This window comes from Paenibacillus sp. FSL H3-0457, assembly GCF_037981725.1.
In the GTDB taxonomy this organism is placed as follows: domain Bacteria; phylum Bacillota; class Bacilli; order Paenibacillales; family Paenibacillaceae; genus Paenibacillus; species Paenibacillus amylolyticus.
Genome location: NZ_CP150283.1, coordinates 3914699 through 3933977, shown reverse-complemented (window position 1 = coordinate 3933977; position 19279 = coordinate 3914699). Strand labels below are relative to the sequence as shown.

The 19279-nt window shown below is 44.9% G+C and carries 20 protein-coding genes; 15 read left to right on the top strand and 5 right to left on the bottom strand.

The window, feature by feature from the left end; all coding sequences use genetic code 11:
- Positions 1–66 precede the first annotated feature (66 nt).
- The 13 genes from MHH25_RS17365 (at position 67) to MHH25_RS17305 (ending at position 12933) form a co-directional block, all read left to right on the top strand.
- On the top strand, positions 67–813 hold the full coding sequence (locus tag MHH25_RS17365; protein WP_340017655.1) for a class I SAM-dependent methyltransferase: 747 nt from the start codon (positions 67–69) through the stop codon (positions 811–813).
- A gap of 143 nt (positions 814–956) precedes the next feature.
- Complete coding sequence (locus MHH25_RS17360) at positions 957–1451, top strand: AAA family ATPase (RefSeq protein ID WP_340017654.1); 495 nt, start codon at positions 957–959, stop codon at positions 1449–1451.
- Positions 1452–1495: 44 nt separating this feature from the next.
- Positions 1496–2038: a GNAT family protein gene (locus tag MHH25_RS17355; protein ID WP_340017653.1), complete on the top strand. Its 543-nt coding sequence runs from the start codon at positions 1496–1498 to the stop codon at positions 2036–2038.
- A 42-nt stretch (positions 2039–2080) separates the two neighbouring features.
- Positions 2081–2674: a C39 family peptidase gene (locus MHH25_RS17350; RefSeq protein WP_340017652.1), complete on the top strand. Its 594-nt coding sequence runs from the start codon at positions 2081–2083 to the stop codon at positions 2672–2674.
- A gap of 315 nt (positions 2675–2989) precedes the next feature.
- A complete protein-coding gene (locus MHH25_RS17345) occupies positions 2990–4093 on the top strand; it encodes a collagen-like protein (RefSeq protein WP_340017651.1) in 1104 nt (367 codons plus the stop codon).
- A gap of 252 nt (positions 4094–4345) precedes the next feature.
- Positions 4346–4915, top strand: a complete 570-nt coding sequence (locus MHH25_RS17340) for a hypothetical protein (RefSeq protein ID WP_340017650.1) — start codon at positions 4346–4348, stop codon at positions 4913–4915.
- A gap of 210 nt (positions 4916–5125) precedes the next feature.
- Positions 5126–5518: a DUF2500 domain-containing protein gene (locus MHH25_RS17335; RefSeq protein WP_017688132.1), complete on the top strand. Its 393-nt coding sequence runs from the start codon at positions 5126–5128 to the stop codon at positions 5516–5518.
- A 147-nt stretch (positions 5519–5665) separates the two neighbouring features.
- Positions 5666–6415 (top strand): glucose 1-dehydrogenase, encoded by a 750-nt coding sequence (locus MHH25_RS17330; RefSeq protein ID WP_339193677.1) that lies wholly within the window; start codon positions 5666–5668, stop codon positions 6413–6415.
- A 204-nt stretch (positions 6416–6619) separates the two neighbouring features.
- Positions 6620–8305 carry a hypothetical protein gene (locus tag MHH25_RS17325; protein WP_340017649.1) on the top strand — a complete coding sequence of 562 codons (1686 nt, stop codon included), beginning with the start codon at positions 6620–6622 and terminating at the stop codon, positions 8303–8305.
- A gap of 160 nt (positions 8306–8465) precedes the next feature.
- On the top strand, positions 8466–8888 hold the full coding sequence (locus tag MHH25_RS17320) for a cell wall hydrolase (protein ID WP_076217086.1): 423 nt from the start codon (positions 8466–8468) through the stop codon (positions 8886–8888).
- 135 nt (positions 8889–9023) lie between these two features.
- Positions 9024–9422, top strand: coding sequence for a spore coat protein GerQ (gene gerQ / locus MHH25_RS17315; RefSeq protein WP_235193948.1), 399 nt, complete (start codon positions 9024–9026; stop codon positions 9420–9422).
- A gap of 233 nt (positions 9423–9655) precedes the next feature.
- Positions 9656–11239, top strand: coding sequence for a sigma-70 family RNA polymerase sigma factor (locus MHH25_RS17310; RefSeq protein ID WP_340017648.1), 1584 nt, complete (start codon positions 9656–9658; stop codon positions 11237–11239).
- 377 nt (positions 11240–11616) lie between these two features.
- Positions 11617–12933 carry a hemolysin family protein gene (locus MHH25_RS17305; protein ID WP_340017647.1) on the top strand — a complete coding sequence of 439 codons (1317 nt, stop codon included), beginning with the start codon at positions 11617–11619 and terminating at the stop codon, positions 12931–12933.
- A gap of 70 nt (positions 12934–13003) precedes the next feature.
- Here the strand turns inward: MHH25_RS17305 and MHH25_RS17300 are convergent, their stop codons facing one another.
- Positions 13004–13654 carry a hypothetical protein gene (locus tag MHH25_RS17300; RefSeq protein ID WP_339193669.1) on the bottom strand — a complete coding sequence of 217 codons (651 nt, stop codon included), beginning with the start codon at positions 13652–13654 and terminating at the stop codon, positions 13004–13006.
- Positions 13655–13883: 229 nt separating this feature from the next.
- Between MHH25_RS17300 and MHH25_RS17295 the strand changes: the two genes are divergently transcribed.
- On the top strand, positions 13884–14396 hold the full coding sequence (locus tag MHH25_RS17295; protein ID WP_339193668.1) for a hypothetical protein: 513 nt from the start codon (positions 13884–13886) through the stop codon (positions 14394–14396).
- A 2-nt stretch (positions 14397–14398) separates the two neighbouring features.
- On the opposite strand, the gene MHH25_RS17290 is transcribed toward MHH25_RS17295, so the two are convergent.
- The 4 genes from MHH25_RS17290 to MHH25_RS17275 all read right to left on the bottom strand — a co-directional run bounded on the left by MHH25_RS17290 (position 14399) and on the right by MHH25_RS17275 (position 18723).
- On the bottom strand, positions 14399–15352 hold the full coding sequence (locus MHH25_RS17290) for a hypothetical protein (protein ID WP_339193667.1): 954 nt from the start codon (positions 15350–15352) through the stop codon (positions 14399–14401).
- Positions 15330–15920 (bottom strand): sigma-70 family RNA polymerase sigma factor, encoded by a 591-nt coding sequence (locus MHH25_RS17285; protein WP_017688141.1) that lies wholly within the window; start codon positions 15918–15920, stop codon positions 15330–15332. Before MHH25_RS17285 ends, MHH25_RS17290 begins: the two co-directional genes overlap by 23 nt.
- A gap of 247 nt (positions 15921–16167) precedes the next feature.
- On the bottom strand, positions 16168–17400 hold the full coding sequence (locus MHH25_RS17280) for an aminopeptidase (protein ID WP_340017646.1): 1233 nt from the start codon (positions 17398–17400) through the stop codon (positions 16168–16170).
- Between the two features lie 90 nt (positions 17401–17490).
- A complete protein-coding gene (locus tag MHH25_RS17275) occupies positions 17491–18723 on the bottom strand; it encodes an aminopeptidase (RefSeq protein ID WP_036613753.1) in 1233 nt (410 codons plus the stop codon).
- A gap of 216 nt (positions 18724–18939) precedes the next feature.
- Here MHH25_RS17275 and MHH25_RS17270 point away from each other — a divergent pair, with 216 nt between their 5' ends.
- The gene (locus MHH25_RS17270; RefSeq protein ID WP_340017645.1) at positions 18940–19206 is read left to right on the top strand and encodes a hypothetical protein; all 267 of its coding nucleotides are present in this window, start codon (positions 18940–18942) and stop codon (positions 19204–19206) included.
- Positions 19207–19279: the final 73 nt, after the last annotated feature.

Genomic DNA, 19279 nt, shown 5'->3' with positions numbered 1-19279 from the left:
AGATTACAAATTTCAACGAAGGTAACAAGTAATGTTCTGAATGTAGTGTATAAAGGAGGCTATCAGATGAACAAGTACAGTGTTTATGAAACAAACAGCTTTTATTGGGATACAAAAGGGAATGACTTTTTGAGTGCAATCGTGCTTCCACATTATGGAGCATTTATCACAGAAGAAAAACACCAACTTTTTGGTGATGTCTCAGGATTAAAGATGTTAGAGGTGGGCTGTGGAAATGGTCAATCCTTGCAGTATCATGGAGACCGCAAAGCAGGTGAACTGTGGGGTATGGATATATCCCAGAAACAGATAGAAAAGACACAACAACACTTGAGAACATACGGAATTCCTGCAACATTGATATGTTCACCCATGGAAGAGGAATGTGGGATTCCTATTAATTATTTTGACGCTGTGTATTCGATTTATGCCATAGGTTGGACAACCGATCTTGAAGGTACTTTCAGCCGAATCGCTTCTTATTTAAAGAAAGATGGCATTTTTATTTTCAGCTGGTCTCATCCAATAAACAGATGTGTTGTTGAAGAAAATGATAGATTTGTCTTCAATAAGCCATATTCTGATGAATCTTGGTATGCGGTATCTCCTGATTATTGTCAGGGTGAATTAACCTTGGCTGATCGTCAACTATCAACCTATGTCAATGCGTTAGCGAAAGCGGGATTTGTCATTGAACAAATGATAGAAGAATCCGATGAGGATATCATGCAATTACATAATAATAGCGATAGTCTCCTTAAAAGAGCAAAGATGTTACCTGTATCCTTTGTGATTAAAGCAAGAAAACGGTGATTAACTGAAATGAATCGGAAAGTGGGCTATGTTTAAATATCAAATGGATACTGCTACCTATGTATCGCTATTATTTATGGGTTGAAAGCAGATCAATGGAGAACGTAATAAATCAAATTTTATTTTAACTAAAGGAGCGAGTTATGAGAAGATTACCGCTTTTTATAGTGACAGGCGCAAGTGGGACAGGAAAAACAACGATCTCTTCGCTTGTTCGCAAGAAACTTCCCGAATTTGACGTCTTTGATATGGATATCATCGATAACGTGGATTGGCAGATTGCCAAAGAGAATTGGTTGAGGATTGCGTATAACATATCGCTAAGTGGACGAGGGACTGTTTTATGTGGAACGATGGTTCCGGAAAACATTGCATCGTCGGATTACATAGATCGATTTGATCGAATTTTATATATGAACTTGCATTGTGACGATGTTACTCGCGAGACGCGTTTAAGAGCCCGTGGGTGGGACGAGAACCTGGTTGAAGATCACAAGAATTTTGCCAATTGGTTACTCCAGAATTCGGAAACTGCGTTTGACCCGCCAATGCAAACAGTTGATACGACAGAACTTACAGCAGTGGAAGTAGCTGAACAAATTAAAGAATGGGTTTTAAAGAACTTGTGTGTTGAATGAACATTTAAAATAACCTAATAGTTAGATTGAGTGGGAGGAACAGGATGCTGCCTTTTCAAGTGAATGAATCTATTGTATTAAAGCTGATCCAATCTCGAGATAGAGATGAGTTATATGCATTAATTGATGAGAATAGAAAGTACTTGAGAGCGTGGTTACTCTGGGTTGATAAACGACAATCGCCCAGCGATTTAGATTCTGTAATAGAAGTATGGACACATAATTATGAAGAGAGGAACGGTTTTGATTCCGGAATATGGTTGAATGAACAATTGGTCGGGATGTTAGGATTGCATTATATTGATTGGAATAATCGAGCAACGAGCATTGGATATTTTTTAGCTGAGTCAGCACAGGGCAAAGGGATCATTACCAAATCAATAGAACAATTGCTTAAACACCTTTTTAACGAGTTGAAGTTAAATCGTGTAATCATTCAATGTGCAGAAAGCAACTTTAAAAGCAGGGCTATACCTGAGAAAATCGGATTTACAAATGAAGGTACATCCAGAGAAGCACAATGGGTCTACGATCATTATGAGAATATTGTGACGTATAGTCTGCTGTCTAGTGAATGGCATACTTAAACGGTAGAGTACATCGTCTGATGAGACGAAGGAGGTCACGTATTGTTTCTCAATGTATTACTTTGGTTGATTATTCTCTGGGTGATCTCCCTTTATTTCAGTTTTCCTAAGAAAGATCGCATGTATACAGTCAATGTGCCAAGCACATATTACATTCAATCTTCAAATCGGTTAGATATTCAGAAAAACTACGAATGCGCTGCATTTTCCAGTGCGTTTGTATTGAGACATTTCGGTTTGGAGTCCAACGGAACAAAGCTTTATGAAACCTATCCTCGCAAATTACTGGATGGGACGGTATATCCCAAAGCGGTCGTTGTTTTTTTTAAAAAACTAGGATATCAGGCAATGTACTTACGAGGAAATGTGAATACGTTAAAGAAACAGATCAGCCAAGGGGTACCTGTTATTTTATTTATTAGAGTACATCCCAAACAACGTTATTTGCATTTTGTTCCCGTCGTTGGTTATGATGAAACGCATTTTTACTTGGCAGAATCGTTAGACCACAAGATTAATTGTGATGAAGAATATTACAATCGAAAAATCAGCATAAATGAACTCAACATGTTATGGAGGTCGTGGTTACCTTTTTCTCAAAACTCCTATATCGTCGTACACCCGATGCAGATTTAAGACGGCTCTCTTTCAAGGGACAAGATATATTTCTTTAAACGAACTAATCTGCTTTATTCGGAACGTCTGCTTAGTTAAACCAAGCAACTCATGCCCAAATGGCATGAGTTTTTTTGAACAAATCTCCTCACGTAAACCAGCTCGACTCAATTAATGGTTTTGAACAAAATAGATCAAACGTATAGGCAGTTGCTACTGATTTTATTGTTTTACCTGATAATTAGCGGAGTTTTTTAGTTAAAATGGTTGTTCGTCCACGCATCTTTTCATCTACATACGTACGTTAAACCATGTCTATAGGGAGGTGTCCACACTGTGAGTCATTCAGAAGTGAAGAAACGTATGAAGAGAAAAAAGGCAACATTCCATCCGTGTAAAGTTAAAAGAAAAGAACGCCGATTGAAAGTGGTCAAAAAGTTCGTTCAAGTAAAATGTCCGCCTCCAGAAGTGAATATATCTACCCCTACTGTCGTTGGCCCAACAGGACCACAAGGTATACAAGGCGTACAGGGCGTACAAGGTATTCCAGGTAAACAAGGGGTTGAAGGGCCAACTGGAGCTCAAGGACCAGCAGGGGGGCCACCTGGACCACAAGGGCCTCAGGGACAGCCTGGTCCTGCTGGAGCGGTAGGTTCTCAAGGTCCGGTCGGGCCTGCTGGACCTATGGGAGCACAGGGGATTCCGGGAGAAGCAGGGGCCGTAGGGCCACAAGGTCCGCAGGGTAATCCTGGACCTGCCGGGGCAATTGGGCCTCAAGGTGTTGCTGGAGCTGTTGGGCCGACGGGTGCGACAGGAGCTGCAGGAGCAATAGGCCCGGCAGGCCCAGCCGGTGCAGCAGGAGCGGTAGGCCCTGCTGGGCCAGCCGGTGCAGCAGGAGCAGTAGGTCCGGCAGGGCCAGCCGGTGCAGCAGGAGCAGTAGGCCCGACTGGTGCTACAGGAGTAGCTGGTCCAGCTGGAGCCACGGGAGGTACAGGTGCAACAGGAGCAGCTGGAGGCGTACTGGGGTTTGCTGACTTTTTTGCACTGATGCCACCTGATAATGCAGCAACGGTTGCTCCCGGTACAGATGTAAGCTTTCCTCAGGATGGGCCAACAAGTGGAACAACTATCGCCCGCACAGGGCCTAGTGCATTCAATTTAGCAGCCATTGGTACGTATCAGATTTTGTTCCAGGTGAGCATCAATGAAGCCGGTCAATTAATTTTAACTCTCAATGGGGCAGATTTGGCTCCTACTGTAGTTGGGCGAGCAACGGGAACGTCTCAGATTGTTGGTATGGCTTTGGTGCAGACAACCGTGATTAATTCTATTCTGACCGTGCGGAACCCGGCTGGTAATGCTACAGCATTAACAATCACGCCACTTGCGGGCGGAACTAGACCTGTATCCGCACATCTTGTGATCACACAATTAGCGTGAATCCGTTAACAGGCTAACAAACTCTCCTCAACTTTATTAAATATGCATCCACAACGGTAACATGGGTTTGCTTGAACTGAGATAGCGGTGCTTTATCTGAGGCTGTTATCTCAGTTGGAGCGGATAATGGTACAGGAGTAACTACATATCGGATACCCTTTTTGTTTGCGAGGAATGGTGAAAACGTCACTACTAATTATTTTTTCAGTTGATAATATGATAAAATATTGGAAAAACATCAGAGGTGAGTACATGAAGAATGGACACTGGAGAAAAATTACATGGGTTGTATCGGCATTATTATTAATCATGATCACGGCTTGCAGCAATAGCAAATTCAATCCAAACGAATTTTCAGAACAGGATCTGGCTGTGACGAAGACCGACAGTGAGGATAAGATTACGTATGGAATGAGTCAGGAAGAGACGGAGAAAATCCTCGGTGAGGGAACATCAACCGGTGTGGGTCAATCCTATCAATACAATAACGGAATCACGATTGGTTATAGGGATGCCAAAGTCGTTAGTATCATCTTGAATAAGGACTCGAAAGGGTACTTTAAGACGGCTCGCGGGGCAGAGGCGGGGATGACACATCAAGAGATTCTCGATCTGTATGGCAAGGAACATGTTTTGGTCGAATCTGAACGTAATATCGATTATGCCTATCATATTCAGAAGGAAACATTCCTGGATGAGAAGTCGCTGCAAGCGGAAAAAGATGAGCTGGCTATCTATCGTGCATCGTTTATGCTGACAAAAGAGGGACAGGTTAATCAGATTATATTGTCGGATCATCGATTTGCAACAACCTTTAAGTAAAATAGGGCTGTTAGTTAAGCAATGTATTAGATAATGAATTAGTACTTATTTTTCGTATGAAGCAACCCTTCGGTATTCTGCCGGAGGGTTTTTCCCTTCACACCGTTCGATTTCAATCCAGATAACAAGTTCCTTGTTTACGTGCATATACATTACAGGAGACGGGTCAAGACTCCGGCTGTCCTAAGTTGTATGAACGGAGGGAGAGACATGGGCATTGAATCATCCTGGATGTTTGATTTGTTTGGAACCGTCTTTCCGGTTGTATTTGTTCTGATTATAGGTATAGTCCTTCTGTCGATGGGAAAGGAGGTATGGAGGTGGGGACGCAACAACTCGGAGCCGCTATTGACCGTGCCTTCACGAATCACCAGCAGACGGATGAAGATGAGTCAGTCGCAATCTGAACCGGGCAGTACAGCACGAACGTTATACTATGTCACCTTTGAAGTAGAAAGTGGAGATCGGCTCGAATTCAAAGTCAATGGCGAAGAGTATGGTTTGTGTGCTGAGGGGGATGAAGGACGGCTCTCGTTCAAAGGAACGCGTTATGTAGGCTTCGAGCGATATAATCGCGTATATTCTGAACGCCTACGGGGTTAAACTGAGCAGCTTGCGCCAGAATGGCGTGAGCTTTTTTTGATTATTTACTGGACAAGCGTTTCTTAATGGGCCTAACGTGTTTTTATATAAGAAGAGGCTTAATGAGATTATGATCAAAAGATCATTACCATAGAGGAGGCAATCAATATGTCATTTACAGATCAGGTCGTTGTTGTAACCGGGGCCGCTCAGGGAATAGGACGAAGTGTGGCTGAGGCTTATGCAGTCGCTGGAGCCAAAGTTGTACTTGCCGACTACAAGGAAGCAGAAGGGGCGGCCGCGGCAGCTTCCATTCGTAATGAAGGCGGAGAAGCCATCTTTGTCCAATGTGATGTTCGGAGCGAGCAGGATATTACGAATCTTTTTCGTACAACCGTGGAAGAATTCAAGCAAATCGATGTTCTGGTGAATAATGCAGGACTCGCCAAATGGAAATCACCCTATGAGCTGAAGCTGGAAGAATGGGACGATGTACTCAATACCAATGTGAGAAGTTGCTTTTTGGCGAGTCGGGAAGCAGCCAAACATATGAAAAGCAATGAACACGGGGGTGCCATTATCAACATGGCTTCTACCCGTGCGCTTATGTCTGAGCCGGATACAGAAGCTTATGCAGCATCCAAAGGAGCGATTGTAGCTCTGACGCATGCGCTGGCGGTCTCACTGGGCAAGGACCAAATTCGGGTCAATTGTATCAGTCCGGGATGGATTGAGACAGGAGACGTGGAGAAATTGAAAAAGGAGGATCATGAACAGCATCCCTCCGGTCGTGTGGGTGTTCCTTCAGATATCTCCCGTGCTTGTTTATATTTGTCTGATCCAAGCAATACCTTTGTCACAGGGACCAATCTCGTTATTGATGGAGGCATGACCCGAAAAATGATATATGAGGACTAGAACCGGGATTAAGCCGGGCGAGCCCTAAGATTTTCCAACATAAGAGTAATAAGCCCAAGTTAAGCACTTGGGCTTATTTGTTTTTAATAACTCGGTTGCTATAATAAATGTGATTTTACAACAGTAGAGGAATGGAGGGAGTATATGTTCGGGAAACAATCCCGGAAGGTATTTTGGCTGTTACTGCTGATCGGAGGGATGATAATGATAGGGAATGAGTCACCTGCTGAAGCTGACGGCGCAGATATACGGGCGGCCTGGGTATGGCAGGCACAGTCTGTTAGCAACGGAGATGAGCTGTTGGCCAATGCAGCTAAACATAAGATAAACAGGCTGTACGTGAATGTAGACATGGCGCTGTCCAAAGAGGTATACCAGACGTTTATAGCCCAAGCAAGCCGTGCAGGTATTGCGGTTGAAGCGCTGGGAGGCGATCCATCCTGGGCACTCAGTGGCCGTGAAGGCCCCATGCTCAGATTAGCGTCTTGGGTAAGTGATTACAATCAAGCTGCTGAGCCCAACGAACAATTTGATGCCATACATCTGGATATCAAGCCCTATGTGTTACCAGCCTGGAAAGAAGATGCTAAGCCACTGGTACAATCCTGGGTAGCCAATATGAATCTGTTATTTGAGCAAGTGAGACAGGATGGCGCAGTTGCAGTGAATATTGACCTGCCATTTTGGCTGGATTCCTATACCGTTACAGGAAATAGAGTTTCTGAGGATGCAGATAACGAACCATTGTCACGTTGGTTCATTGAACAAGTGGAGCATGTCACTTTACTCGCTTACCGTGATAACGCGCAAGGGAACAATGGTATCATACGTTTGATTGAACAGGAAATGAACTGGGCAGATGCCAGCAATGTGAGCGTGACGGTTGGGTTGAACACCAAGCCCATGCCTGGCGAGGAGTTCACGTCATTTGCCGGGAAAGGTGCAGCACAACTGGAAAGTGTTATTGAAGAAGTTGCCTCCGCATTCGGCGAGCATAGTTCCTACGCAGGTTCTGCTGTACATGACATCGTATACTGGGGACAACTGGAGCCGTCGGAACTGCCATCACCGGAGACTCCATCCAATCAGCCAGAGATTCGGGGAACGTATATCTGGGAGGCCTCTCAGGTGACGAATGACGGGGGAGAGCACATACTAGCATTTGCTAGAGAGCAGAATATTAACTGGTTGTATGTCAGGTTGGACCTGGATCAACCCTATTCCAGCTATCGCAGTTTTGTGAAACGGGCAAAAGCGCAGGGCATTGAGATCCATGCGATGGGTGGACATCCGATCTGGGGTAAGAAGGAGAATCGTCCACGCATTAAGCGCTTGATTGATTATGTGAAAAACTATAATGCCGAATCCGAGCCGGATGAACGATTTGAAGGCATCCATCTGGATATTGAGCCTTACACATTGCCAGAGTGGGAGAATAGTCGGGACACCTTATTGACCGAATGGGCTGCCAACATTACATTTTTCCAGGAAGAAACAAAGAAGGATAGTGATCTCGAAACAAGCGCAGACCTTGCTGTATGGTTGGATAGCTTCGCGTTGCCAGGAAAGGATACATCTGTGACTGAATTTATGATCCGTACACTCGATCATGTGTCGCTGATGGCTTTTCGTAACAACGCCGAAGGTTCCAATGGGATTGCTGCTGTTGTGAGTCAGGAGATGGAGATCGCCGATCGTTTCGGTAAACGGTTGATGATTTCGGTCGAAATGAAGCAGAACCATGAAGGTCCTCATATTTCTTTTTATGAAAAAGGGGCAAAGGAGATGGAACTTCAGCTTGCCAAGCTTCCGGATCTGCTGGCCGAATATCAGGCTTACCAAGGCAACATTGTTCATGCCTATGATTATTGGATTGAAGCCAAGCCTTAAACAGGCGAGTATTATAAGAAACGAGTTGCTTCGGGACTTCACCTTGGGTGAGGTTCCGGGCTTTTTTTTATGGAAAAAAGATGGAATCGTGTCACCGAATGGGCTCCTGCACAATACGATGTACGGTGATGAACAGCTGAAACAAGGGAGGAAACAGACTATGGCTGTTATTAAAGCCAACTCAGAGGACGTCAAGCTGCTGGCTAGGCTCATGAGGGCAGAGGCTGAAGGTGACGGCGAACAGGGTATGTTGCTTGTAGGCAATGTAAGTGTGAACCGGGTGCTGGTGGATTGTCTGGATTTCAAGGATATTCGCGATATCAATCGTATGGTATTCCAGAATCCAGGAGGCTACGAGTCAACACAGAAGGGGTACTTTTACCAACGGGCAAGACAGTCCGAGATTCGTCTCGCACAACGGGTGATTAATGGAGAGCGCTTCTGGCCTGCCAGCAATTCATTGTGGTTCTTCCGACCTGTGGCCGAGTGTCCGGCAACGTGGTATGACCAGCAAAATACAGGACGTTTCAAAGCGCATTGTTTCTTCAGTCCTTCAGGCGAAGACTGTCCGGAAGTATATTAAATTTTGGGAGGAATCATCATGATTAATCAGCCTTATCAACCAACAACTCAAACAATGGGTCAGCAAGCGAATTCCGTGTTGGGTCAACAAGCCAATTCTCAGGTTCAAGGTACGTCTTACAAAATCGGTAACGGAATGCCTGCCATGTCACCAACGCCAGGGATGGTGTCCCCAAGCTCCACAAGTGTACCCCCACTCGTATCCAGTGGTAGCCCAATGACACCAACAGGTGCAGTGATTACAACAACGGCTCCACAGTTTGAGCAGTCATACATTGAGAATATTTTACGTCTGAACCTTGGTAAATTCGGTACATTCTACATGACATATGAAGGCAACAAAGAATGGAACGCTCGCATATTCCAAGGTATTATTGAAGCAGCGGGCCGTGATCATATTATCATCAGTGACCCGAAGACAGGTAGAAGAATCATGCTGTTGATGGTCAACTTCGACTATGCTACATTTGATGAGCCGTTGTTGTATCAATATCCGGGCGTGGTAGGCAATTACCCGCAAGCTCCAAGCAGATAATCATTTTCACCTCATCATGTTGATTGATAACTGACATGTCACATGTCTAACACATACTGATTTACTTCGCTGTCCTGAATGTGGAGGTAATCCGCAGACAGGACAGCTTTTTACATAAACATATATACGAAGGTTACTATAGGTTTAGAGTTATACGTAACCTTTTGGCGATAACATGGCACTTATACATGAATAGAACAAGCAACATGCTTATATGAAGGGAGTCCATAGCATTGAATTCATGGATTGAAGGAGCGATGAAGGGCGAAACCGAAGCTTACGCACAACTGATGTCTCAATATCGCGGGATGGCTCTTGCTGTTGCCTACAATCGTTTAGGAGATACATTTTGGGCTGAAGATGTCGTACAGGAAGCATTTACTGAAGCCTTTAGCAATCTGTCCAAGCTGGAAGCTCCTGAGGCTTTTCCCGGGTGGTTTAAAGTAATCGTGGAGAGGCAGTGTTATCGCTGGCTAAGACGCAAGCAACATACCATGATCCCAGTTCAGGAGCTGGAGCATGTATTCCATGAAGAGGATCAGTCGCATAATCCGGAAAAACAAGCGGTGCAAAATGAAATGTATCGTACGCTGCGTGATTCCATTGCAATACTGCCATCATCGATGCGGATTGCTGTTGAACTGTTTTATTTGGAAGGATACTCGCTCAAGGAAATATCGGATTTCCTCGGGGTGAAGGTACCTGCATTAAAGAAAAGACTGTTCGATGCCCGATCCAAACTCAAGCGCTCTATGCCAGTAAGGGATCTGGTCTCTGTATTCAGTGACTTGTATGAAGGGGGAAAAGGATTGTTACACATTATGAATGGGGATCACGCTGCCAATCGTTTAAGAGAAAGTGGAATTCAGGGAGACATCTTGGTATGGAGAGAGTTGTACACGTTCGGCCCGGTAGCCAAAGAGATGGGAGATACGAAGGAGCGGCAGAATCGGGCAACCGTGTTAGAGCAGCAGTTGGGCATTCCACAGGCGGAATACTTGAAGATTGAAGAGCTTGAACGCAAGTTGCATTCGTTTCAACAATACAAAGAAATTGTTTTATGGTTCGAATACGATCTCTATGATCAAACGATGTTATCGTATCTATTGCATTATTTCAAAGGACAAGCACTCCAGAATACGAAACTGAATCTGCTCTGTATTGACTCGTATCCAGAGATTGAGCACTTTAGAGGACTGGGACAGCTTACCTCCACACAGATTGAACGTCTGTCTGGCAGTTGGCATGTGATTGAGAAAAACGAGTTACAAGCCGGTGCGCAGTTCTGGGAAGCCTATACGTCGACTGATTTCCGGCATCATCTGGATTACTTGCAGGCAGACAATTCTGCGCTACCCTTTGCGAAAGCTGCCTTTAAGGCACATTTGTCCCGTCTGCCATCTGTATCGAACGGTCTGGGACTCATTGAGCAGACAACACTGGAGACCATAAGAGCAGGTGTGGAGCATCCGTATCCATTATTTCGTGAGGTAGGGGACAAGCTGCATATTCTTGGGATGGGTGATCTTGAATACTGGGCACATCTGAAGCGGATGACAGAAGGACCTCATGCTCTTCTTCAGATGAGCGGTGCAACCACTTTCCCTAATTTCAAGCAGCATGATGAAAAATTCCGTGACGGAATCCTGTCGCTAACGGAACTCGGAATTCAGGTGTTAAATGGAGAAGTCGATTGGGCATTGCTGAAGCAGGATGAATTCTGGATCGGTGGATTGCATAACGAAAGCGGGAAACTAGCCAGATGGCGTTGGAACCCCGCTTCGGAAACCGTAGTGGAGATTGAGTCGACATCGTAATCAGCGGATAGAATTTAAGAAAATAACGTATTACAAAAAAGAGAGTATCCAGCCATGTCGAAGCATGAGCGAGGATGCTCTTTTTGGTTTGGTTATGGTAGATCATTGTTTGTGAAATGTTAAAAAAACAGCGTAATCGAGACTTTTGTTCAAGAAAAAAGGCGTTTGTGCCATTTCGTTGTCATAGGACACGGATTGACTGTGTAGTTTAGAATTATATAATAAAAGAAGCATATCTTTTTTATTCGACAGAACAAGGTGGAGGTGGAAGCATTGGGAAGTTGAAATTGCATATGAGCGGCAGAATGGCAAATATCCTACATTTTCGAAGGAGGTGGACCTATTTGCCGAAGAATGACGGCAAATAGGATGAAAATTTGAGTGACCCCTTACCGAGTATTTTAAATTTAGTAATCATTGGTTTACTTGTATTAATGAATGGTTTCTTTGTGTCGGCGGAATTTGCGATGGTGAAAGTTCGTGGAAGCCGGATTGAGGCTTTGGTGGAAACAGGCAACAAAAATGCCATCTATGCTTCCAATATCGTACGTAATCTGGATGCATATCTATCCGCTTGCCAACTAGGTATAACTTTGGCTTCACTGGGACTCGGGTGGCTGGGAGAACCGGCAATTGCACATCTGTTAGAGCCCATGTTTACCGCACTTGGACTGGGACCAGTCTACGTTCATGGAATCTCTATTGCCATTGCATTTGTGATTATTACGATCTTGCACATTGTACTGGGAGAACTTGCCCCCAAAACGATGGCGATTCGAAAGTCTGAGACGATCACGTTGTGGTCTGCGGCTTTGCTAACGTTTTTCTACAAGTTAATGTATCCATTCATATGGGCACTGAACGGTATGGCTAACGGTTTGTTGAGACTGTTCCGAATAGCACCAGCTTCGGAGATTGACTCGGCACATAGCGAAGATGAAATACGTATTCTGATGAAAGAAAGCAATAAGAGCGGTTTAATTGATAACACTGAATTAGCACTTGTTGATAATATATTTGATTTTACGGATACAACCGCCCGTGAAATTATGATTCCGCGGACGGAAATGATCTGTCTGAATGCCAATGAGTCCATGCTGGAGAATCTGGAGATTGCCAGTGAGAGTATGCGAACAAGGTATCCGGTATATAACGGAGACAAGGATCATATTATCGGCTTTATTCACATTAAGGATCTGATGCGATCCCAACTTACGGATACCATCTCCGTAATCCGGCCCATCCTGGCTGTGCCAGATACCACGCTAATCAGTGATCTGCTCAAACGTATGCAGCGTAGCAAGACACAGATTGCGATTCTGATTGATGAATACGGGGGAACCTCCGGGCTTGTCACACTTGAAGATATCATGGAAGAGATCGTAGGCGAGATTCAGGATGAATTCGACCATGAACGTCCTGTCATTGAACAAGTGGATGAGATGGAATACTCTATTGATGGATTGATGCTGATTGAAGAAGTCAGCGAACGATTCGGACTGGAGATGGATCGTGCCGATTACGATACCATCGGGGGCTGGTTATACTCCAGAGTAGATGCCATTCCACCTGAGGTTGGTCAATCGGTTGAGTATGGGGGTTATGTATTTGTCATTCAAGAGACAGAGCATAAGCGGATTTCCCGAGTAAATGTGATTAAGCTGGAACTATTGGTTGAAGAAGAAGGCGCGTAGCCAGATCGAAATTGTAACAAATGAAGCTGTATGGTGACGTAATGGTCATCGTACAGCTTTTTTTGCATGCTCATGATTCTTTGGGTGCATGAATGACAATATCGGCGTAATGATTCTCCGTGACCAAGCTGTTCTCGATAGAAATTCGCTTATAAGTGACGTAAACATTCTCTCCCGGAGCCAGATCATACTGGATATTTAGCTTTTTTCGAGTGGATTGGGTTGTTGTTGGTGTCTTAATGGTGATGATGGCGTACATAGGCGTATCGACAAAAGTAACCTCGTAAGAATTGTAGTCCCCCACCTTAGTGGTGGATAATACCGGATTTTGCTTATACTGGGTCAGGTGATCATTCACCATGCCAAGTGTTACGGGTAACACATAAAACAGAAGTACCAGAGGCAGAAGGGAGAAAGCAATCCCGAAAACACGTAAAAATTTGACATGGGAAAGGGTTCGTCCGCTCTGCTTGAGTAAAAGAAATGCAAGGACGGGGGACAGTACAAGTCCCCAGATCATAAAGGGCAATACATAGCGGTCAATCCCCATGCTTATCCAGCTTTCTCGAGCTGTAGCCAAGAAATATATTAAGGTCCCTGCGGTAAGCGCACTCACCAAGATAACAAGCCAACGTTTGAACGAGCCGGAAACTTCGATATGTAGTTGATTCGGATTGGAGCTGTGACGATGCCTTCTGGATTTGAATTGAAATTTACTCAAGTTTTACACCTCATTTGCAAATCTTGTTGGTTCATATGGTTTCGTGTATCCATTACCCAATACATACGAGCTGGAATAATTTAGGTTTCAACCATGCTGGAGATGCATGCAATAAAAGACGCTGCCGACAGAAACATCGGAGCGTCTAATTTTTTTTGAAACCTGTCACCCGATCCGTCCGTTTATACCCTTACACAAAATCAAGTATGGAAGCGGAGGATGGATCAATATGCGGAAAATGAAAACAAAGAGTGCAGCATCTATGCTAAAAATAACCCTTGTTGCCTGGTTAATGGTGCCAACAATCCTGGCTATACCTACGTCCGAACCAGCCGTTGCAAGCCCGATGATCAACGTGTCCTCTGGTGCCCTTACACCCCCACCGCCGCCGGAACCATCCATCCATTCGCTTGCTAACACTCGAGAACTTGGACATATCTATCAAGCGGTCGGTGCAGTCATTCCTGGGGGTGGACTATCGGCTATCGTCAATACCAAGACCATGACATATACAGCAATGAAGACACTTTCCGTAGATTATCGACTTGAGCGCTGGACAGGAACAGCATGGGTAACTTTTAAAACCAGTTCCAACAATGCAACGAATACAAACTTACTGAATGCCGCATCGGATTGGACCGTTATGCCAGGATATTATTATCGCGTTACCAGTATTCATACAGCGTATGATGGAAGTACCACGGATACAAGCAAACATGTCTCTGGCACCGTGTTATTTTGATCTTATCGACGGGTGCTGCCTGGAAACTTCTGCTCTTGAAAATCGTTGGCAATAGCAGTCATTTCTTCTTCCGAAAGGGTGCCAAACAGACTCATATTGTTGGAACCCATCATCCACTGAAAGGAGTTATAGGGTGGGCCGATATACATCAGTGCTTCCGAGCCATCCGCCAGCTTTACGGTGCTCATATCACGAAGCATGGCCCCTTCAATTTTCTCCCCAGGCATGACATGGACATAATCAAACTGGATAATCTCATCCTCTATGCTCTTGCCTTCACTCGTATATTGAACTCTCATTTGTGTGGACTCATAATAATCGTCTGGATTCACAGGGTTTTCAGTATCAAGCACAAGTTCGAATTTGACCTTGTTGAATCGCTCGGGAATGGCATTGGATAACAGAAAGTCACCCATGAACCCTTCGCGTGCGATCTCTTCCGTAACAAGTACTGGACGAAACAGATGGCTCGATAACTCATACGAAGGTGTATTAAGAGCTTCTTCTTCTTGTACTTTAAGAATGTCGTCCAAGCTAGTTTCTGGTGGTGGAGGCGTTTTGGCTGTTGACGGATCAGCCCCCAGTTGGGTCGTACGATCCTCAATGATAATGGATTTCATGCCATTGCCCCAATCCTTGATGGATTGCACAAAAGGGGATACCGCTTGCGTACCGGACGGCAGGCTGAAAATAACGGCTCCGATGGTCACGGACGCAGCTACGACGACTGAAAGTCGCAAGGTACGTATTCTTTTTTTACGTAAACCGATTCTGTTAATTTCCCTGTTTACCTTCTGCCAGGATTGCTGCATGGCTTCGGTATGGGAGGCGGAAGGGGCAGAGACGGCCTGATGGAAAGCTTCATCAAAAGCCAGGTCAAACGCAGCGTCGAAATATTCGTCTTCCAGCTCTGAATCGAATTGCTCCACGTTTTTATCGGACTTGCCTTTGCTCAATGCTTCCACCCCATTCCTTATGTAATTTCTTCTTGATACTGCCACGAGCTCTGAACAAACGTTGCTTCACAATGTCTTCGGAGGTATCCAGCAGTTCGGCCATCTCTCGGTAGGAGAGACCTTTTTTCCACCGTAACTCCACCAATACACGATATTCCGGTTTGAGCTGTCTGAGATAATATTCAATGGACTCTTCCATCATCTGCGTTTCTACCATGCTTTCCACGGAAGCTGCCGTCTGATTCATTGTCTCCATATCTATAAAAACACTATCCGTATCCAATTGGTTACGGTTATTTTTATTTTTTCTCAGATAATTAATAGCTGTGTTCCGTGTGACAACCTTGAGCCAGGCTTTCAGTTTGACCTCGTCTTCAAAGATGGGTTTGTTTTTAATGATTTTGATAAAAGCTTCCTGAATAATATCTTCTGCTGCAGCACGCTCCTTGATGATATAAACGATAAGACCATGTACCATATTATAATATTCATAATACACTTCTTCTTGAAGTGCAGAGCCTAAATTATGGAAATCTGAGGCTAGTAATAACTGGAGCCGATTGGCCATGATGTTCTCCTTTCTGGTGAACAGTCCACAAACATTGGTATCATTACATTTTACAACATAATATGGAAACGGTACAATGGGAGGTTGGTCCGGGAAAAACCAGATGAGAGAAGTGTGTATAACATGCGGGAAAGTTTGCTGAAAATTAATAAAAGGCCGTCTCACCAACCATGAATACATGGTTGCAAGACAGCCTATTCGACCGTTCATTGAAAATACCTTACAGGAGATAACTCTCCGTGATCAGTTAGAATGCCCAGTCTCCCTTAAGGAAGATGGCTTCGCGTTCGCCGTTTGCCGTGATACCGTAAATGTCCGTCTCGGGAGAGCCCATCATGAAGTCCACATGGGTGATGCTGGTGTTCATGCCACGGGCTGCAAGCTCTTCAGGAGACATCGTTTTGCCACCTTCGATATTAAATGCATAGGAACTGCCAATCGCAAGATGGCACGACGCATTCTCATCATACAATGTAGTGTAATACAGGATGCCACTCTCAGAGATCGGTGAATGGAAGGGAACCAAAGCGACTTCGCCGAGGTAATGAGATCCTTCATCCATGGAAATGAGTCTTTCCAGCGTATCCTGACCTTCTTCAGCATGAAAATCAATGATACGTCCGTTCTCAAATGTGAGCGAAAAATGATCAATGATACTGCCGCCATAGCTGAGTGGTTTGGTGCTGGACACTTTGCCATTAACGCCATGTTTGGCTGGAGCGGTGAATACTTCCTCTGTCGGGATATTCGCGACAAAAGGGGTGCCTTGCTCATTCACGCTACCTGCCTGCGCCCAGATATGACCTTCTGGAAGCTCGACAGTAAGATCCGTCCCTGGGGAGAGGAAGTGTAATGCTTGATACTTCTTGTTGTTCAGGGCAACGGCTTTGGTCTCCAGTCGTTCAATATGCTGTTCCCAAGCCGCTACAGGGTCCTCCAGATCGGCTCTCACCGCAGCAAAAATGGCTTCCCACAACTGGCTAACCTGCTCAGCTGCCGGGAGATCCGGGAATACTTTGGCTGCCCAATCGGGCGAAGGACATGCCACACCCGTCCAGCTCATTTTATCCGCCTGTTGATAATGACGGTACTTGGCCATCGCCTGACCATATGTACGCTGATGGGTGGAAATCCGCTCCGGGTCAATACCTTTCATCAGGTCTGGGCTGGATGACAATACGGTCAGGAAGGCTGCATTATTGGCCGCCAGTTCTTCAAGCTCCGCTGCATGCCATTTCGGCGGCTCTTGGAAGGATTCCTCAGGGGCCATTTCAAACCGCAATCGATTGACGGTTTCATCTCCGTATTTTACAATCACCTGCTTGGCTCCAGCTTCATATCCCTTACTTACCAGCAAACGTACAAATTCAGCGGTATCAATCATCGCAGAGATGACAAATACTTGCCCTGGTTGCACATTAGCACCTACTCTTACAGCAAGTTCAGCGTAACGATCCAGTTTTTGTTCAAAACTTAACATATGAGTTCCCTCCAATTGTTGAATTTTTGACCTGTTGACGCAGGAAAAGAGAGGAGTAATCTCCTCTCTCCTAAATCACATCAAACGGGATTAGAATGCCCAGTTTCCTTGCAGGAAGATCGGCTCTTCCGCGCCTTCGGAGGTCACACCGTGGATGTTCATTTCTCCGGATCCAATCATGAAGTCTACATGAGTGAGGCTGGAGTTCATACCACGTTCAATCAGCTCTTCTTTGGACATCGTTTTACCACCTTCCAGACAGAAGGCATAGGCATTACCAATCGCCAAATGGTTGGAGGCATTTTCATCAAACAAAGTATTGTAGAACAAAATATTGGTATCGGAAATTGGGGACTGATGTGGAACGAGGGCTACTTCACCCAGATAGTGTGCGCCATCATCTATCTCGATCAGGTTTTTGAGTGCATCGAGACCTTGATCGGCGGTATAGTCAACAATTCGGCCGTTCTCGAATGTTAGTGAGAAACCGTCAATCAGGTTGCCGCCGTAGCTCAGTGGTTTCGTGCTTCGCACTGTACCGTTAACACCCGTTTTCAGCGGAGCCGTGAATACTTCTTCCGTAGGCATATTGGCAATAAAGACATGTCCTTGCTCATTCACACTTCCACCGGATACCCAGATATGGCCTTCTGGAAGTTCAATGGTCAAGTCTGTGCCTGGAGCTGTATAGTGAAGCTTCTTGTATTTTTTGTTGTTCAACAGATCAGCGCGGGAATCCAGGTTTTGCAAATGGGTTTTCCATTCGGCAACAGCATCCTGCTCACCGATCCGTACCGTTTTGAAAATGACATCCCACAGGCGGTCCACTTGTTGCGCTTCTGGCAGATCCGGGAACACTTTAGCTGCCCATTCCGGAGAAGGAACGGCCACGATAGACCAGCTGAATTTGTCAGCCATCTGATAAGAACGATATTTTTCGAGCGCTTTGCCGCGCACTTTTTGGCTGGTAATAATGCGTTCCTGCGCTACACCGTTCAGCAAATCTGGATTTTCAGCGATGACGTGCAGAATAGCGGCACCTTCTTCAACCAGTTCAGTCATTTCAGCTGCAAACCATTTCGGTTCAATGGAGAAGGCTTCATCAGGTGCAAGATCGTAATGAAGACGTGTAACGGTTTCATCACTCCAGTTAACTTTGACCAATTTCGCACCTTTACCGTAGGCTGCTTTGACAATCAGTCGTACAAAGTGTGCTGCCGAGATTGGAGCGTTAACCACGAGTGTCTGTCCAGGATGGACATTGACACCGACTTGTACAGCCAGTTCAGCATATTGCTGCAGATTCGTTTCAAAAGTATTCATGCTATTTTTTCCTCCAATGTGATAATAATATCGTAGCTTGTTGGCTATTATAGTCCTCATTACAACTATGTAAGGACTCAGAATGGTTCCTTCATTGAATAAGGTATACGTTGCTACGTTATATATTGTACAATTAACCAATAATAATTACCAAACTAGGTTTACCAGAAATGTTGGAGACCGACTGTAGATGAAAGATTAAAGGAGAGAATGATTGTGAATATTGAAATTATAAGTGCTGAAATGCGCCGTGAAGGTGAAAAAGGATACGTGGGAAATACCATTTACCGTACAGAAGGCGAAAAGTCAGTATATGAGATTACCTTCATGAGCAAGAACGGAAAAGACTGGGACTATAGCTTGCATTTCACGGAGCAATCCGGTGATGAAGAAGAGTTACTGCGTATGGACGAGTTGCTTGAGAATGATGACGATCTGTACAATCAATTGCTCGATGCTGCTTTGGAGGCATTTCCGGCATAACTGGCCGAGATGTTCTTGTTCTATTGTGTTGTGTCGATGACTATACTAGACGGTGTATGCCCAAAACAGGGTG

Coding starts and splice junctions, on each gene's coding strand:
- MHH25_RS17280 (WP_340017646.1), bottom strand. CDS start 17,400: ATGTTAAGTTTTGAACAAAAACTGGATCGTTACGCTGAACTTGCTGTA.
- MHH25_RS17295 (WP_339193668.1), top strand. CDS start 13,884: ATGCGGAAAATGAAAACAAAGAGTGCAGCATCTATGCTAAAAATAACC.
- MHH25_RS17325 (WP_340017649.1), top strand. CDS start 6,620: ATGATAGGGAATGAGTCACCTGCTGAAGCTGACGGCGCAGATATACGG.
- MHH25_RS17355 (WP_340017653.1), top strand. CDS start 1,496: ATGCTGCCTTTTCAAGTGAATGAATCTATTGTATTAAAGCTGATCCAA.
- MHH25_RS17285 (WP_017688141.1), bottom strand. CDS start 15,920: ATGGCCAATCGGCTCCAGTTATTACTAGCCTCAGATTTCCATAATTTA.
- MHH25_RS17365 (WP_340017655.1), top strand. CDS start 67: ATGAACAAGTACAGTGTTTATGAAACAAACAGCTTTTATTGGGATACA.
- MHH25_RS17335 (WP_017688132.1), top strand. CDS start 5,126: ATGGGCATTGAATCATCCTGGATGTTTGATTTGTTTGGAACCGTCTTT.
- MHH25_RS17275 (WP_036613753.1), bottom strand. CDS start 18,723: ATGAATACTTTTGAAACGAATCTGCAGCAATATGCTGAACTGGCTGTA.
- MHH25_RS17340 (WP_340017650.1), top strand. CDS start 4,346: ATGAAGAATGGACACTGGAGAAAAATTACATGGGTTGTATCGGCATTA.
- MHH25_RS17330 (WP_339193677.1), top strand. CDS start 5,666: ATGTCATTTACAGATCAGGTCGTTGTTGTAACCGGGGCCGCTCAGGGA.
- MHH25_RS17320 (WP_076217086.1), top strand. CDS start 8,466: ATGGCTGTTATTAAAGCCAACTCAGAGGACGTCAAGCTGCTGGCTAGG.
- MHH25_RS17360 (WP_340017654.1), top strand. CDS start 957: ATGAGAAGATTACCGCTTTTTATAGTGACAGGCGCAAGTGGGACAGGA.
- gerQ (WP_235193948.1), top strand. CDS start 9,024: ATGCCTGCCATGTCACCAACGCCAGGGATGGTGTCCCCAAGCTCCACA.